Consider the following 15,574-nt stretch of genomic DNA (forward strand, 5'->3'; position numbering starts at 1 on the left):
GAAGCGGGCAACGGAAAGCCTGCCGCTCCTGAAGGCGCGGGTATCGAGGTTCAGCCGCATCGGCTGCACATCCGGCTGGTCGGCCGGCGTATGTCCGTGCACGACGAGTTTCGGCAGCGTCAGCGGGCTTTCCAGGAAACGCTGGCGAATGAAGGCCAGGTCGTCGTCGGCCTGCTCTTCGAGCGGCACGCGCGGATCGATGCCCGCATGCACGAAGACGACATTGGGCGTGTCGAGCATGATCGGCAGGGAGCGGATGAAATCGATGTGCGTATGCGGCAGAGACTGACGGATGAAGCCGTCGAGCTGCGCACCGGAGCGGAAAAGCAGCGGCAGGTGATCGGGATCGAGACCGTAGGATCTCAGAAGTTCGGCGGCGCCCATGGTCATCCAGTCGTCATAGGATGCCCAGCCGTCGATATAGTCGAGCATGACGATTTCATGATTGCCGGCAAGGCAGATGCGTTCGAATCCATCAGGCGCCGGATCCATGAGATGGCCGATGACATGCGCCGATTGCGGGCCACGATCGATATAATCGCCGAGCATGACGATGAGCTTGGTGCCCGGCAGATGCTCCGCATCGCGCGCGATCGCCTCTTCGGCCTTCTGCAGCAGATCGAGACGCCCATGCACGTCGCCGATGGCATAGGTCGGAATTTCGGTTATATCCATGCTCACGCGCGGGCGCGGCTGACGTCCAGCCTTCGAACCCTCGCGGCTTCGTGCAAGAGAATCGCTCATCATCATTCCTGATCAGTTGGCCGTCCCCTAACGATAAGTAGAGCATACGGCAAGGCGATCAAGCTGGTAAGAAAATTCAGCCGGCCGGGCTTTTGTGGAAAAACCGGCCTTACGCAAGCTGATGCAATCGCGCACTTTTTTAACATTAGGAAAGAGTGGCAGATGGGCACCATATCGCAGTTACACGACAATGTGCGCCCTCCGGCGCACCGTATCGAGACCGAGGAAGAAGCCGTTTCCACGGCGCGCGAGCTTGCAGCCACCTTTCGCCGGCAGGCAAGCGAGCGCGACATCAACCGCCTCATGCCCAATACCGAGCTCGACACGCTCTCGCAATCCGGCCTGACGGGGATCACCGTCCCCCCGGAATATCAGGGGCTTGATGTTTCCAACGCCCTGCTCGCCGAGATCATCGCCATTATCGCCGAAAGCGATGCCTCGATCGGCAACGTGCTGGCAGCTCATTTCCGCGTGCTGGAGGGGCTGCGCAACCAAACTTCGGAAGAGCTGAAAAGCACCCTCTTTGCCCGCGCACTGGACGGCGATCGTTTCGCCGCTGCCCGTTTTGCCGATCAGGCAAGCCTTACTGCCGAAGGCTCCGGCTTTCGCCTGGCAGGCCGGTCGGAACAGGCCGCCGCCATTCTTTTCTCCGACTGGATCGCTGCAGCAGCGATCGATCCCGGCGGCCGCAGGGTAACGCTCCATCTCCATCGTGACGGCGACGAACTGCAAGCGGTGGACGATTGGGACGCCTTCGGCCTGCGCACCAACGGCACGGCAACGCTGATTGCCGCTAAGCTGCATGTGAATGCCGATACCGTCACCGCTGCCTTATCCGGCGATCACACCACGGAAAAATCCTTGGGTCTTCTGCTGCAGGCAGCCGTCTGCCTCGGTATCGCCCGCGCCGCCTTTTCCGACCTGCTTGTCATGGCGAAGGAGCCCTCTACCCTTTTCGGCAAGATCGGCGAGCGCGCCATCCGCACCGAAACCGCAACCGGCGCGCTGGAACAGGCCGGCCGCAAACTGGATATTGCCCAGGTAAGCCCTGCCGAGGCAGCCATGGCGGAGGCCTATTTCTCCGCCTCCTCCGCCTGCCTAACAGCAACCGAGCTGGCGCTGGACACGGCAAATGCCCTCTTCGAACTAGCCCGGGGTGCCACCGGCAGCATCGCGCTCAACCTCGACCGTCACTGGCGCAACGCCCGCATCCACGACATGGCGATTCAGCGCGAGCCGCTACTGAACGCAGCAGGCGCGCATATTCTGAAAATCAGGGAAAGATGAAGCACTTCCAGTAGAAGTGCGCCGCGGTTTTGCGTCCGGAATTGCGCGAAAACGAAGAGAGCGGATCAGCTCGCGGCAGAAACCGGCACCTTTTCCTCGACAGTTTCGATGCCGCCACCGGCAACGAACTGCTCGAGCGTCATATTGTCGAGAATGGCGGCGATCGCGTCCCGCACTTCGGTCATCGAGCGCCGCACCTGACAGGTCTCGGGATCGGCACAGTCGTCGCACGCCTCGTAAGCCGTGCGGCTGGCACAACGGATCGGCGCAAGCGGCCCATCCAGCGTGCGGATGACATGTCCGATGCGGATGTCCGATGCGGGCCGCGACAGCGAATAGCCGCCGCCCGGCCCCTTTTTCGATCGCAGGATGCCGACATTGCGAAGCTCCAGGAGGATCGTATCGAGAAACTTCTTCGGGATATTGTTGCGCGAGGCGATATCGTTGATGAAGGCGGTCTCGCCCGGCGCCAGCCGCGCCAGATCAACCAGCGCCTTCAACCCGTATTTTCCCTTTTTCGTCAACATGTGGATCGCCCTGCACTTTGCGGCATTATGCTTCTGTAATAGCAGGCAAATAGAGTCAAAACCATGAAGAGACAACAAAATAACCAGTTTTTATAGGCTACATAAGCAATATGTTGCCGTAATACCGCGCTTCAGAGTTTCCTGAACCTTGCAGGCCCCAGAAGATGGTCTCGCACCGCCAATCGATGCGAGACCGGAAGCCCCGTCTAGACCGTTTTCAGCATGCCGCCATCGACGAAATAGGTAGAGCCGATGCTGTAGCTCGCTCGGTCGGAGCAGAGGAAGACGAAGAAATTCGCCAACTCCTCCGGCGTGCCGAAACGCTTGGACGACGCATGTTCATCCGCCACACTCTGCAAGTAACCCTCCCAGTCGCCACCGGTCTCCGCCGTCAGCTGCTTGGCAGTCTTGATCCAGTCAGGCGTCAGGATGAGGCCGGCATTGACGCAGTTGACGCGAATGTTTTCCTTCACCAACTCAGTGGAGAGCGTCTTGGAAAACATCATCAGCGCTGCCTTGGTGACATTGTAGATCGGCTCGTACCAGAGCGGCTGCACTGCGCAGATCGAGGCATTGTGGAGGATCACGCCGCCACCGCGTTTCATCATCTGCGGCGCGATGCCGCGCGCAAGCCGCACGGCCGCCATAACATGCAGATCCCAGTAGTCCTGCCACTTCTCATCCGGCGCTTCCATGACAGTCTCGTTGGAGCCGGTGCCGGCGTTGTTGATGAGAATATCAGCCCCGCCACGTTCGGCTGCCGCCGCAATAATCGCCTGCGTACCCTCGACGGTCGCCACATCGCTCTCAACGGCGATGGCGCTGACGCCATATTTATCGGCAATGCGGATAGCTTCAGCATCCAGCCGCTCGAGCCCCCGCGCCGACAGCACGAGGTTGGCGCCTTCAGCCGCCAGCCCTTCGGCGATGGCAAGCCCGATGCCGACGGAACCGCCAGTGATGACGGCGGTCTTTCCCTTCAATCCAAGATCCATGAAATCCTCCCTATCCGGCCGGCAGACCCGGTCGATCCACCAACTCTTCCGGCATTGGTTCTGCCCGTCAAGCCGTGACGGAAAATCATCGGTGCCGTTAGCTGATCCCTCTTGCCGCAGGCAGCGATCTGTCGCATGGCTGCAGGCATAGTGGAGGAGTTTTCATGCGACTTTATTCAGCATGCATCGAATGGCTGTTCGTCGAAGACGGCGATCATTTCGCCGATCGCATTCGCCGTGCCCATGCCGCCGGCCTCGAGGCCATCGAATTCTGGCGCTGGACGGACAAGGACCTCGACGCGATCGAAGCCGCATTGAAAGAGACCGGCCTCAAGGTGACGAGCCTTGTCGCCGAGCCGATGATCGCGCTCACAAACACCGCCAATCGCGAGACTTGGCTGAAGGGCCTTGCCGATTCCGTTGCCGTCGCAAAACGTCTCGACGCTCCTGTGCTGATCGCGCAGGCAGGCGACGATCTAGAAGGCTTCACCCGAGACGAACAGCGCAAGGCGCTGACAGAAACGCTGCAGGCCGGTGCCGACATCTTGAAAGGCAGCGGCGTGCGCCTCGGCGTCGAGCCGCTCAACATCCGCATCGACCATATCGGCTATTTCCTCGATTCCACCCGCGAAGGGCTCGATATCGTCGATAATGTCGGCCGCCCGGAAATCGGCATCGTCTACGATATCTACCATTCCGCCGTCATGGACGAGCGCACTGAGGATGTTCTGGCCGGTCGCATCGATAGCATCTTTCACGTCCATGTCGCCGACCATCCCGGCCGCAACGAGCCCGGCACCGGCACGATCGATCTTGCCCACCGCCTGAACTGGATCTTCGCCAACGGTTATACCGGCGCTGTCGGACTGGAATACAAGCCGACGAAGCCGGGCGCGGATGCAGTTAGGGCAGCGATTGCAGCCCTGGGCTGACGGTCGCCGTCAGCTGCGACCCGACAGAATCAATCTGATCACTTCACACGTGCACTGAACTCAACTGGTCCCGATTCCTGCTTTGCCGGATCGATCGCCGCCGACACCTTGCACGGACCTGCGGAGCGACGCTCGACAATGCGCGAGGCAACCATTATCCGCCGGGCAGGCATGCCCGGCAGGCGCGGATTTTCGATCCGCTCCAGCAAAAGCCGAAGGCCTACTGCCCCGCATTCCTGCCCTTCCATCCGTACCGTCGTCAGTGGCGGCGATATCTGCGTAGCGGGCGAAAAATCACCGAAACCGACGACGGAAACATCGTCGGGAATGCGATAGCCCTGCCCCAGTAACTCCGAAACCACAGTCAAAGCCAGGCCGTCATGGGCGCAGAAAAAGGCCGTTGGGTGTATGCCCTTCGCCTTAAGATCCCGGAAGGCTTCACCGAAGCCGATCTGCTCATCGAAGCGCAGGACATGCAGCGAAACGTCTTCGCAGCGCTCGGCGATCTCCCGCGCCCCGTAGAAGCGCTCGCGCCGGCCACGGAAACCGGGCGTGCCGTTGACATAGACGATCGACCGATGGCCGAGTTCGATAAGATATTGCAGCACCGCCTGCCCCGCCTCATGATCGGTCCCGGTGACCTGATCAGCCTGCTCCAGTGGGTCGACCCAGCCAAAACGCACGACAGGGATTCCGGTTGCCGTCGCCGCCACGATCGCCTCGCGGTCATGCGGGCCGACGAGCAAAAGCCCGGCACAGGAATGCGCCAGCTCTTCCAGCTGGCCGGGGCTATGGGTCCAGCGGATACGCAGCGCCATGCCCAGCCGATGCGCCTCGCGCTGCAGGCCGTTCTGAACCTGCATGTAGAGCTCACTGTTGACGGCATCGAGATCGTGGAAAACGACGGCAATATCACTCGTCAGCGACTGGCCTGCAGGACGTGTATAACCCAACCGTTCGGCGGTGGCGCGGATCAGCGCACGCGTCTCGTCGCTGACGCCGCTCTTGCCTGCCAGCGAGCGCGAGACCGCATACTTCGAGAGGCCGACCTCCCGCGCGATCGTCTGTAAGGTAACTCGCCCCCTGCTTCCCACTTTCCACCTCGATGTTTCATCCGGAATTGAGACGTTTCGCTACACCGCCCATACCGGAATTGCAAATTCTCGCACTAACAAAACATAACGCTTTACCTAACAATATCCAAATGTATTCTTTCCGTTATCCCAACCTGAAAGCAAAAATAACGATAAGGGTTGCGGATTTTTGGAGGAGAACCCTATGATCAAGCTGAAACGTCGTGCGTTTCTGGCCGGGACTTCGGCCGTTCTGATCTTGCCGGCCCTGCCGGCTTTCGCCGCCGACTACAAGGAAGCGGCCATTCTGAAAGACAAGGTTTCAAGCGGCGCGTTACCGGCCCTGAAGGATCGGCTGCCGGAAAATCCGCTCGTCGTCAAACCGGTCGAAAGTGTCGGCAAACACGGCGGCGACTGGAATATGGCGCTGGTCGGTGGTGGCTCGCTATCCATGCTGTTCCGCTACCAGGCCTATGAGCCACTGCTGCGCTACACGCCCGACTGGTCCGGCGTGACGCTGAACGTTGCCGAAGCCTTCGACGGCAATGCAGATTCCACGGAATATACCATCCGCCTGCGCAAAGGCATGAAGTGGTCGGACGGCCAGCCCTATACCACTGCCGACGTGAAATTCTGGTACGATACTATTCTCACGGACAAGCGGGTCGCCGTGAACGGCCAGGGTCACTGGAAGACATCAGGCAAGCCGGCCAAGCTCGAAATCGTCGACGAACAGACGTTTAAAGTTATCTTCGCGAAACCTAACGGTATGTTTCMGTTGCAGGTCGCCTGGGCCAATAGTGACCACACGACGCGCTGCCCCAAGCATTATCTCGAGCAGTTCCATATTGACTACAATCCGAAGGCCGACGAGCTCGCCAAACAGCGCGGCTTCGAGACCTGGATCGCCGCCTTCCAGTCCGCCTCCGGCTTCCAGGATGATAATGCCTTCTTCCTGAACTCCTCGAAGAAGCCGTGCCTGCACGCCTGGATGTTTACGACTGCGCCCGGCGAGAATACCGAACGCGCCGTTGCCGAACGCAACCCCTTCTACTGGAAGGTCGATACGGAGGGTAACCAGCTCCCCTACATGGACCGCATCGTCTATCAGATGGTCGCCGACCCGCAGGTGCTGCTTTTGAAGGCCATGCAGGGCGAGATCGACCTGATGGACCAGTATATCGCAACACCGAACAACAAGTCGGTGCTCTATGATGCGCGCGAGCAGGGCAAGTATGATTTCTACACGCTGACTTCGACCGAAGCCAACGTGATGAACTTCATCTTCAACCTCAACCACAATGACGAGACCAAGCGAAAACTCTTCCGGAACAAGGATTTCCGTGCAGCGCTCTCCATGGCGCTCGATCGCCAGTCACTGATCGACGCCGTGCTCGTCGGCCAGGGCGCCCCTGCCCAGCCATCGATCAAGCAGGGTGATCCGCTCTACAACGAGCAGCTCGCCACGCAGTTCACGAGCTACGACGTCGACAAGGCAAACGCCATGCTCGACACGATCATCCCGAAGCGCGACGACCAGAACTTCCGTCTGGACGACCAGGGCCGCCGCCTGACGGTGATCTTCGAAATCGACCAGGCACGCGCCGTCTTCCTCGACCTCTTCCAGCTGGTCATCCCGATGTTCCAGGCAGTCGGCATCGATGCGCAGATGCGCACTATGGACCGCTCGCTCTGGGAAACCCGCGTCCGCCAAGGCCGCGATTTCGATGCGACGGCCCACCAGTTCGGTGCGAACGGCGGCGTCGCTGCCATGCTCGACCCGCGCTACTACGTGCCGACGGATTCGAACGCCATGTACGCTCCGGCCTGGCAGCTCTGGTATCTCGACCGCAACAACGCCAATGCGGAAGAGCCCCCGGAAGAGACGAAGAAGCTGCTCGAGCTCTACGACAAGCTGAAGGCGACCTCCGATCCCGCCGGCCAGCAGGAGATCATGAAACAGATCCTGCAGGGTGCTGCCGACAACTTCTATGTCTTCGGCATTTCCCAACCACCGGATGGCTACGGCGTCGTCAAGAACAACATGAAGAACATCACCAAGACCATGCCGAATTCCTTCGGCTGGCCGACCCCCGCTCCCACCATGCCGGAGCAGTTCTACAAGGTCTGATGACCTGCAAAATGATGACGCATTCAAGGCGCCGGCTTTATCGGCCGGCGCCAAGGCCCCTCTTTTGCCAATGATTGGATGAAGACGATGCTCGACGCCAGAAGACAGAATACCGACACGCTGCGCACGCCGGACTGGTTCAAGACTGCAACGCGCTGGACCCAGCTCACCTTCGTGGAAGACGATCCGGAAAAATACGATCCGGCCTTCTGGGTCGATGTCTTCAAGCGCACCAAATCCAATGCCGTATGCCTCAGCGCCGGCGGCTACATCGCCTATTATCCAAGCGAAGTACCTTACCACTATGTGAGCAAATATCTCGGCGATAAAGACATCTTCGGCGCGCTCGTCGATGCCGCCCGCAAGCTCGACATGCATGTCATGGCCCGCGTCGATCCGCACGCGATCCACGACGATGCTGCAAAAGCTCATCCGGAATGGGTGATGATCAACGCCGACGGCACGCCGCGCCGTCACTGGGCCTATCCCGATGTCTGGGTCACCAATGCCTATGGCGACTACAACACCGTCTTCATGCCCGAAGTCGTCAAGGAAATCGTCCGCAAATACGATATCGATGCCGTCTTCGCCAATCGCTGGCAGGGCCACGGTGTCGACTATAGCGAAGACAGCGCACGCCGTTTCAAGGATATGTTCGGCCACGCCCTGCCGAAAAAGGCGGATGCTGATGATCCCGCCTGGCAGGCCTGGCTGCAATGGCGCCGCCGCGTGCTGACTGACATGATCGCCCAGTGGGACGATGCGGTCAAAGCGATCCGCCCGCATGCGAGCTTCATCCCGAATATGGGCGGCGCTTCACTGATGGAATTCGACCTCTCGGTCATCGCCAAACATTGCCCCTTCCTCGTTGTCGATCATCAGGGCCGCAAGGGTCTCGAACTCGGCTGGTCTGCCGGCCGCAACGGCAAGCGCATCCGCGCCACCTTCCCCGATCGCCCGGTCGTGCTCATCACCTCGATCGGCCCGGAAGAAGAATATCGCTGGAAGGATGCCGTCACCTCCGGCGAGGAAATGCAGCTCTGGATCAATGACGGCACGGCTCATGGCCTCTATGCCTGGTTCACCAAGTTCAACGGCGTCGTGCCGGATAAGCGCTGGGTAGAACCGGTCGCCGACGCCTTTGCACTGCAGGCAGCCGTCGAGCCGGTTCTCGAAAGTATGCAGCCGACAGCCGAAATCGCCGTCGTTGATCCTTCGACCACCCTTCGCCACTGGGCGCCGGAAGAACGGCACAATGCCGAGAAGCACGATCTCGGTTTCTACCACGCGCTCGTCGAAGCCCGCCTGCCCTTCGAGCTTCTCTCGGATCAGGTTCTGACCAAGGAAAATCTCGACCGTTTCAAGGTAATCATCCTCGCCAACGCTTCCTGCCTTTCGGATGCGCAGAACGAGGCGATCCGCGGCTATGTCGAACGTGGCGGCAGCGTCGTCGCTTCCTACGAAACCTCACTCCGCGATGAATTCGGCAAGAAACGCAACGAATTCGGCCTTTCGGATGTGCTGGGCGCCAAGTTCGTTTCCGGCCCGCGCGGCATCGTCAAGAACACCTATGTGGCACTGTCAGGCGATCATCCTCTCAACCAGGGCTACGAAGGCGCCGAGCGCATCATGGGCGGCACCCGCCTCATCCATGCCGATGCAACAGGCAATGCGACGACACCCTTCCTCTATGTGCCCGATTTCCCGGACCTGCCGATGGAGGAAGTCTATCCGCGCAAAGCTCCTGAAGGCGCCGGCGTGATCGCCCGCGAAACCGGCAAGGGCGGCCGCACGGTCTATATTCCCTGGAATATCGGCGAGATCTTCTGGGAAGTCTTCGCCGTCGACCACGGAAAGCTGATTGCCAATGCCGTCAACTGGGCGCTCGGCAAGACCTCGCGCGTCACGGTCGAAGGTCCCGGCGTCATCGATATGGCACTGCGCGACAGTGCCGAAGGTATCGCGGTCAGTCTCTTCAACCTCACCAACCCGATGATGATGAAGGGGCCGATACGCGAAAATTACCCTCTGGCGGCCCAGACGGTTTCAGTGGAAATTCCTCAGGGCAAGTCGGTCGCCAAGGCATGGCTCACCGTTACCGACCGCGCCGCAAACTTCAGCGTCAAGGACGGCCGCGTACAGGTGGAAGTGCCTGATATCGAGCGGCTGGAGGTTCTGCACCTCACCTGGAAATGAGGTGTCGAGACAAGGAGGAGCGTTTTCGGCCTGGAGGGGCCGAAAGCGGATGGAGATCCGAAGGAAGCGCCTGACCGGGCGCTCTCAACGGGAGGAGAAACATTCCGATGCTTGGCTATATCTTCAAGCGCGTGCTCTACATGATCCCGACCCTGTTCGGCATGTCGCTGATCTCGTTCCTGATCATCCAGCTGCCGCCGGGTGATTACCTGACCTCGATGATCGCGACGATGAGCGACAGCGGCCAGGCGGTCGACCCCGCGCAGATCGAGCGGCTGAAAGAGATCTACGGCTTCGACGACCCCTTCTATATCCAGTATCTGAAGTGGATATGGGGCATTGTCAGCCGCGGCGATTTCGGCTGGTCCTTCGAGTGGAACCAGCCCGTCTCCGGTCTCATCTGGGCACGCATGGGTTCAACGCTGGTGATTTCACTCCTGAGCCTGCTCTTCGTCTGGGTCGTCGCCCTGCCGATCGGCATCTATTCGGCCGTACGGCGCCACTCGATCAGCGACCACGTCTTCACCTTTTTCGGCTTCATCGGCCTTGCGGTACCGAACTTCATCCTGGCGCTGACACTGATGTATGTCGCCTATCGCTACCTCGGCCAGAGCGTCGGCGGCCTCAACTCCCCCGAATTTGCCGAAGCATCCTGGAGCCTCGCCAAAGCAGGCGATTTCCTCGCCCATCTCTGGATCCCCATTATCATCATCGGCGCGTCGGGCACCGCCGCCATGATCCGCATCCTGCGCGCCAACCTGACGGACGAGCTGCACAAGCCCTATGTCATCACCGCCCGCGCCAAGGGCCTGCCGGAATACAAGGTGATCCTCAAATATCCAGTGCGCATAGCGCTGAACCCCTTCGTCTCGGCGATCGGCTGGGTGCTACCCCATCTCGTCTCCGGCGTGACAATTACCGCCATCGTCCTGAACCTGCCGACCGCAGGTCCCCTGCTTTTCCGCGCGCTGGTCTCGCAGGACATGTATCTCGCCGGCAGCTTCATCCTGCTGCTCTCGGCACTCACCCTCGTCGGCATGCTCCTGTCGGACCTGCTGCTTGCGCTGCTCGATCCGCGCATCCGGTTCAATTGAGGAGGCGCCGATGACGCACGAAACATTCGGAACTCACACCGGCCCCTTGCATGTCGTCGCCGACGGCCCTTCGATCAGCCCGCTGAAACAGGGTAAGACGGTCTCGACAGCTGCCATCGGCCCATGGCGGTTGATCGCGGGCAAGCTGATCCGACAGAAGGTGGCAATGGTCGCCGGCGCGATCATCCTCTTCCTCTATCTCGTCGGCCTCTTCGCCGAGTTCCTGGCGCCTTCGCTGCCCGCGATCTCCAAGCCGCAATATACCTACGCCCCGCCGCAGGGTTTCAGCTTCTTCGTGGAGAAACCTGATGGTAGCTCGGAATTCAATTTCCATGTGAAGGGCTACAAGGTGGAGATCGACAAGGTGGCGCTCAGGCGCACTTTCGTGGTCGATGACACCAAGGTCGTACCGATCGGCTTCTTCGTCAAWGGCCCAGCCTACAAGCTCTGGGGCCTGATCCCGATGACCACGCGTTTCATCGGGCCGATCAACCTCAATGATCCTATGTACCTGCTCGGCGCTGACCGCCTCGGCCGCGACGTTCTCACCCGCCTGATCTACGGCACCCGCATTTCCATGTCGATCGGGCTCGTCGGCGTCGCCATGTCGCTTGTGCTCGGCGTTGTGCTCGGCTCCATCTCCGGCTTCTACGGCGGCTGGGTGGATACGCTGATCCAGCGCATCATCGAAGTTGTCAGTGCCATGCCGACCATCCCGCTCTGGCTCGGTCTTGCCGCGGCGATCCCGCTCGCATGGTCGCCTGTCAACGTTTATTTCGTCATTACCATCATCGTCTCGCTGCTCGGCTGGACCAGTCTTGCCCGCGAAGTGCGCGGCCGCTTTCTGGCGCTGCGCAGCGAGGATTTCGTCACCGCCGCCAAGCTCGACGGGTCGAGCGAGGCGCGGCTGATCTTCCGCCATATCCTGCCGTCGCTTACGAGCCACATCCTAGCCGTCGTCACCCTCGCAGTGCCGACGATGATCGTCGCCGAAACCTCGCTCTCTTTCCTCGGCATCGGCCTCAAGCCGCCGGTCGTCAGTTGGGGCGTGCTGCTGCAGGACGCCCAGAATATCCGCACGGTCGCGACCGCGCCGTGGCTGCTGATCTGGCCGTCTCTGGCAGTCGTCATAGCCGTCCTGTCCTTCAACTTCTTCGGCGACGGCCTGCGCGATGCAGCCGATCCCTATGACAATTGAGGAGGAAGCCATGACCGATCTTCCCGATGACGTCGTCCTCTCGGTTGAAAACCTCTCGATCGATTTCCGGCTGCGCACGCATATCCTGCATGCCGTCGAGGATGTGAGCTTCCAGCTGAAGCGTGGGCAGACGCTCTGCCTCGTCGGCGAAAGCGGCTCAGGCAAGAGCGTGACTGCCCGCTCGCTGCTGCAGATCGTCGACAAGCCAGGCACGATCGTCGGCGGCCGCATCCTGCTGCGCAATGGCAGCGAGATCACCGATATCGCCACCCTTCAGCCCGGCAGCCGCGCCATGCGGGAAATCCGCGGCCGGCACATCGGCCTCATCTTCCAGGAGCCGATGAGCTCGCTCTCCCCGGTCCACACGATCGGTTCGCAGATCATTGAAGCGATCCGCCTGCACAGCAATCTCGACAAGAAGGCGGCGCGTGCCCGCATGGTCGATTTGCTGGGCCAGGTGGAAATTCCCAATCCCGACAAGATGGCCGACCGCTACACATTCGAATTCTCCGGCGGCATGCGCCAGCGCGCCATGATTGCCATGGCCCTTGCCGGCAATCCCGATATCCTGATCGCCGACGAGCCGACGACCGCTCTCGACGTGACGACACAGGCCGAAATCCTCGACCTCATCAAGCGCCTGCAGGTCGAGCGCGGCATGGCGATGTTGCTCATCACCCATGACATGGGCGTGGTGGCCGAAGTGGCGGACGAAGTTGCCGTCATGCGCTTCGGCCATATCGTCGAGCGCGGCCCGGTCGATGCCATCTACCACGCCGCCACTCATCCCTATACACGCCAGCTGCTGGCCTCGACAGTGAAGCTGACGCATCATGTCGAAGGCAGGCAGCCGGCAATCGCCCTGTCTTCGGAAGCGCCGAAACCGATCTTGTCGGTCCGCAATCTCGGAAAAACCTTTGGCTGGCACGGCAATACCAATACGCTGCGCGCGGTCGATGACGCCAATTTCGATCTCTATCCCGGGGAGAACCTCGGCATCGTCGGCGAAAGCGGTTCCGGTAAGACGACACTCGGCCGCCTGATCCTGCGCACCGTCGAGCCGACGACCGGCACTGTCCTCTACCGTGGCAAGGATGGCAGAGAGACCGATGTCACCAAGCTCGGCAAGAAGGAACTGCGCAACTTCCACCGCGAAGTCCGCCTCGTCTTCCAGGATCCTTTCGCCTCGCTCAACCCGCGGATGACCGTCAAGGAAGTGATCGCCGATCCACTCATCGTCAACGGCCTTGCCAAAGGCAAAGCGCTGGAAGATCGCGTTGCCGAACTGATGCGGCTCGTCGGCCTCGATCCGATGGGCATGGAGCGTTACCCGCACGCCTTTTCCGGCGGCCAGCGCCAGCGCATCGGCATCGCCCGCTCACTCGCGCTCGATCCGCGCATCATCATCGCCGACGAAGCGACCTCGGCGCTCGACGTTTCGATCCGCAGCCAGATCCTCGACCTGCTACTCGATATCCGCCAGCGGCTGAACCTTAGCTTCATCTTCATTTCCCACGATATTTCCGTGGTACGCTATTTCTGTGACCGCGTGGCCGTCATGCATCGCGGTAAGATCGTTGAACTCGGCGAGGCTGAGCAGATCTGCACCGCACCGCAAGAAGCCTATACGAAAAGCCTCATTTCAGCCGTTCCCAATCCCGATCCCCGCGACAAGCGCATGCTGCACCGGCATCGTTTCGTCGCCCCCGCCAATGCCTGAGGATGTTCCAGTGCCGAAATTTTCCGCCAATCTTTCCTTTCTTTATCAGGACCTCGCCTTCCTCGATCGTTTCGCGGCAGCCGCCAAAGATGGTTTTGGTGCGCTCGAATATCTCGGCCCCTATGCCGAGCCGAAGGAAAAGGTCGCAGAGACGCTGAACGCAAACGGCCTGAAACAGGCGCTCTTCAACGTGCCCTCCGGTGACTGGGCCGGCGGCGAACGCGGCATCGCCTGCCTGCCGGATCGCATCGAGGAATTCCGCAGCGGCATCTCGCTCGCCCTCGATTACGCCAAGGCACTCGCCTGCCCGCAGGTCAACGTTATCTCCGGCCTCGTACCAAAGGGAGCCGATCTCGAGACGCTGGAAAAGGTGCTGGTTGAAAATCTGAAATATGCCGCGGAGCGCACTGCCGATGCCGGCGTGAAGTTGCTGATCGAGCCCATCAACCTGCGTGATATTCCGGGCTTCTTCCTGTCGAGCACCAATCACGCCGAACGCATCCTCGACAAGGTCGGCTCCGACAATCTCTACATCCAGTATGATTTCTACCACATGCAGATCATGCAGGGCGACCTGATCCCGACCTTCACGCGGCTGAAGGACCGGATCGCCCACGTACAGATCGCCGACAATCCCGGCCGCAATGAACCCGGCACGGGCGAGATCAATTACGGCTTCATCCTCTCCGAACTCGACCGCCTCGGTTACGACGGCTGGGTGGGCTGCGAATATAAGCCGAAGGCCGGCACCAGCGAGGGGCTTGGCTGGATGAAACCCTATCGGAAGTGAGCGTGACATGAATATCGGTTTTATCGGACTGGGCGTCATGGGCCGCCCGATGGCGGAACATCTGATCGATGCCGGCCACACGCTGCATCTGAGCCGCGTGAAGGACGCTTCGCAGCATCTCATCACCAAGGGCGGCAAGGCTGCCCATAGCGCCAAGGCTGTTGCCGAGGCCTCCGACATCATCATCCTGATGCTGCCGGATACGCCCGATGTCGAGGCGGTGCTCTTCGGCGAGAACGGTGTGGCCTCCGGCCTGTCGGCAGGCAAGCTCGTCATCGACATGAGCTCGATCTCGCCGGTTGCCACCAAGGATTTTGCCAGGCGCATCGAAGCGCTCGGCTGCGATTATGTCGATGCTCCGGTCTCCGGCGGCGAGGTCGGCGCCAAGGCTGCCTCGCTGACGATCATGATCGGCGGCAAGGAAGCGGCTTTCGAGCGCGCCCGGCCGCTCTTCGAAAAGATGGGTAAAAACATCACGCTGGTGGGCGGCGTCGGCGACGGCCAGACGGCCAAGGTCGCCAACCAGATCATCGTCGGGCTGACGATCGAGGCCGTCTCCGAAGCCCTGCTCTTTGCCAAACGGGCCGGCGCCGATCCGGCCAAGGTGCGGGCAGCCCTGATGGGCGGTTTTGCCGCCTCGCGCATTCTCGAAGTGCACGGCGAGCGTATGGTCAAGGAGACCTTCGAACCGGGCTTCCGCATCCGCCTGCACCGCAAGGACATGACGCTCGCGGTTGACGCCGCACGCGCGCTCGATCTTTCGCTGCCGAATACAGCGGCCACCCAGCAACTCATGAATGCCGCTGTTGCCAATGGCGACGGCGAACGCGACCATTCCGCCCTTATCCGCACGCTCGAGCTCCTCGCCGGAGGGCCGCGCTAGATCA

At 60.7% G+C, this 15,574-nt stretch carries 13 protein-coding genes; 9 read left to right on the forward strand and 4 right to left on the reverse strand.

Annotation, left to right across the window (positions count from 1 at the left end; translation table 11 throughout):
* Nucleotides 1-744 (reverse strand): metallophosphoesterase (locus AC1DNW_RS34165; protein ID WP_477855627.1); only part of this gene is annotated, 744 nt, incomplete at its 3' end.
* A 162-nt stretch (nt 745-906) separates the two neighbouring features.
* On the opposite strand from AC1DNW_RS34165, the gene AC1DNW_RS34170 reads away from it, so the two are divergent.
* The gene (locus AC1DNW_RS34170) at nt 907-2,031 is read left to right on the forward strand and encodes an acyl-CoA dehydrogenase family protein (protein WP_113311239.1); all 1,125 of its coding nucleotides are present in this window, start codon (nt 907-909) and stop codon (nt 2,029-2,031) included.
* A 65-nt stretch (nt 2,032-2,096) separates the two neighbouring features.
* Here AC1DNW_RS34170 and AC1DNW_RS34175 read toward each other — a convergent pair whose 3' ends face one another.
* Together AC1DNW_RS34175 and AC1DNW_RS34180 are read right to left on the reverse strand one after the other, a co-directional pair.
* The gene (locus AC1DNW_RS34175; protein ID WP_007815103.1) at nt 2,097-2,558 is read right to left on the reverse strand and encodes an RrF2 family transcriptional regulator; all 462 of its coding nucleotides are present in this window, start codon (nt 2,556-2,558) and stop codon (nt 2,097-2,099) included.
* A gap of 206 nt (nt 2,559-2,764) precedes the next feature.
* A complete protein-coding gene (locus AC1DNW_RS34180; RefSeq protein WP_113311238.1) occupies nt 2,765-3,553 on the reverse strand; it encodes an SDR family oxidoreductase in 789 nt (262 codons plus the stop codon).
* Between the two features lie 164 nt (nt 3,554-3,717).
* Here AC1DNW_RS34180 and AC1DNW_RS34185 point away from each other — a divergent pair, with 164 nt between their 5' ends.
* On the forward strand, nt 3,718-4,485 hold the full coding sequence (locus tag AC1DNW_RS34185) for a TIM barrel protein (RefSeq protein ID WP_113311237.1): 768 nt from the start codon (nt 3,718-3,720) through the stop codon (nt 4,483-4,485).
* A gap of 38 nt (nt 4,486-4,523) precedes the next feature.
* On the opposite strand, the gene AC1DNW_RS34190 is transcribed toward AC1DNW_RS34185, so the two are convergent.
* Nucleotides 4,524-5,579, reverse strand: a complete 1,056-nt coding sequence (locus tag AC1DNW_RS34190; protein WP_113311236.1) for a LacI family DNA-binding transcriptional regulator — start codon at nt 5,577-5,579, stop codon at nt 4,524-4,526.
* Between the two features lie 184 nt (nt 5,580-5,763).
* Here AC1DNW_RS34190 and AC1DNW_RS34195 point away from each other — a divergent pair, with 184 nt between their 5' ends.
* The 7 genes from AC1DNW_RS34195 to AC1DNW_RS34225 all read left to right on the forward strand — a co-directional run bounded on the left by AC1DNW_RS34195 (nt 5,764) and on the right by AC1DNW_RS34225 (nt 15,570).
* Nucleotides 5,764-7,689 (forward strand): ABC transporter substrate-binding protein, encoded by a 1,926-nt coding sequence (locus tag AC1DNW_RS34195; protein WP_477855628.1) that lies wholly within the window; start codon nt 5,764-5,766, stop codon nt 7,687-7,689.
* 87 nt (nt 7,690-7,776) lie between these two features.
* Nucleotides 7,777-9,885, forward strand: a complete 2,109-nt coding sequence (locus tag AC1DNW_RS34200; protein ID WP_113311234.1) for an alpha-amylase family protein — start codon at nt 7,777-7,779, stop codon at nt 9,883-9,885.
* Between the two features lie 107 nt (nt 9,886-9,992).
* A complete protein-coding gene (locus AC1DNW_RS34205; RefSeq protein WP_113311233.1) occupies nt 9,993-10,979 on the forward strand; it encodes an ABC transporter permease in 987 nt (328 codons plus the stop codon).
* A gap of 10 nt (nt 10,980-10,989) precedes the next feature.
* The gene (locus tag AC1DNW_RS34210; RefSeq protein ID WP_477855629.1) at nt 10,990-12,177 is read left to right on the forward strand and encodes an ABC transporter permease; all 1,188 of its coding nucleotides are present in this window, start codon (nt 10,990-10,992) and stop codon (nt 12,175-12,177) included.
* A 10-nt stretch (nt 12,178-12,187) separates the two neighbouring features.
* The gene (locus AC1DNW_RS34215) at nt 12,188-13,897 is read left to right on the forward strand and encodes an ABC transporter ATP-binding protein (RefSeq protein ID WP_113311231.1); all 1,710 of its coding nucleotides are present in this window, start codon (nt 12,188-12,190) and stop codon (nt 13,895-13,897) included.
* A 10-nt stretch (nt 13,898-13,907) separates the two neighbouring features.
* Nucleotides 13,908-14,687: a 2-oxo-tetronate isomerase gene (gene otnI, locus AC1DNW_RS34220; protein WP_113311230.1), complete on the forward strand. Its 780-nt coding sequence runs from the start codon at nt 13,908-13,910 to the stop codon at nt 14,685-14,687.
* Nucleotides 14,688-14,694: 7 nt separating this feature from the next.
* Entirely contained in the window at nt 14,695-15,570 is an 876-nt protein-coding gene (locus AC1DNW_RS34225) for a 2-hydroxy-3-oxopropionate reductase (RefSeq protein ID WP_113311229.1), read from the forward strand.
* The last annotated feature ends 4 nt before the right edge of the window (nt 15,571-15,574 follow it).

Source organism: Rhizobium sp. 05L429 (genome assembly GCF_056397645.1).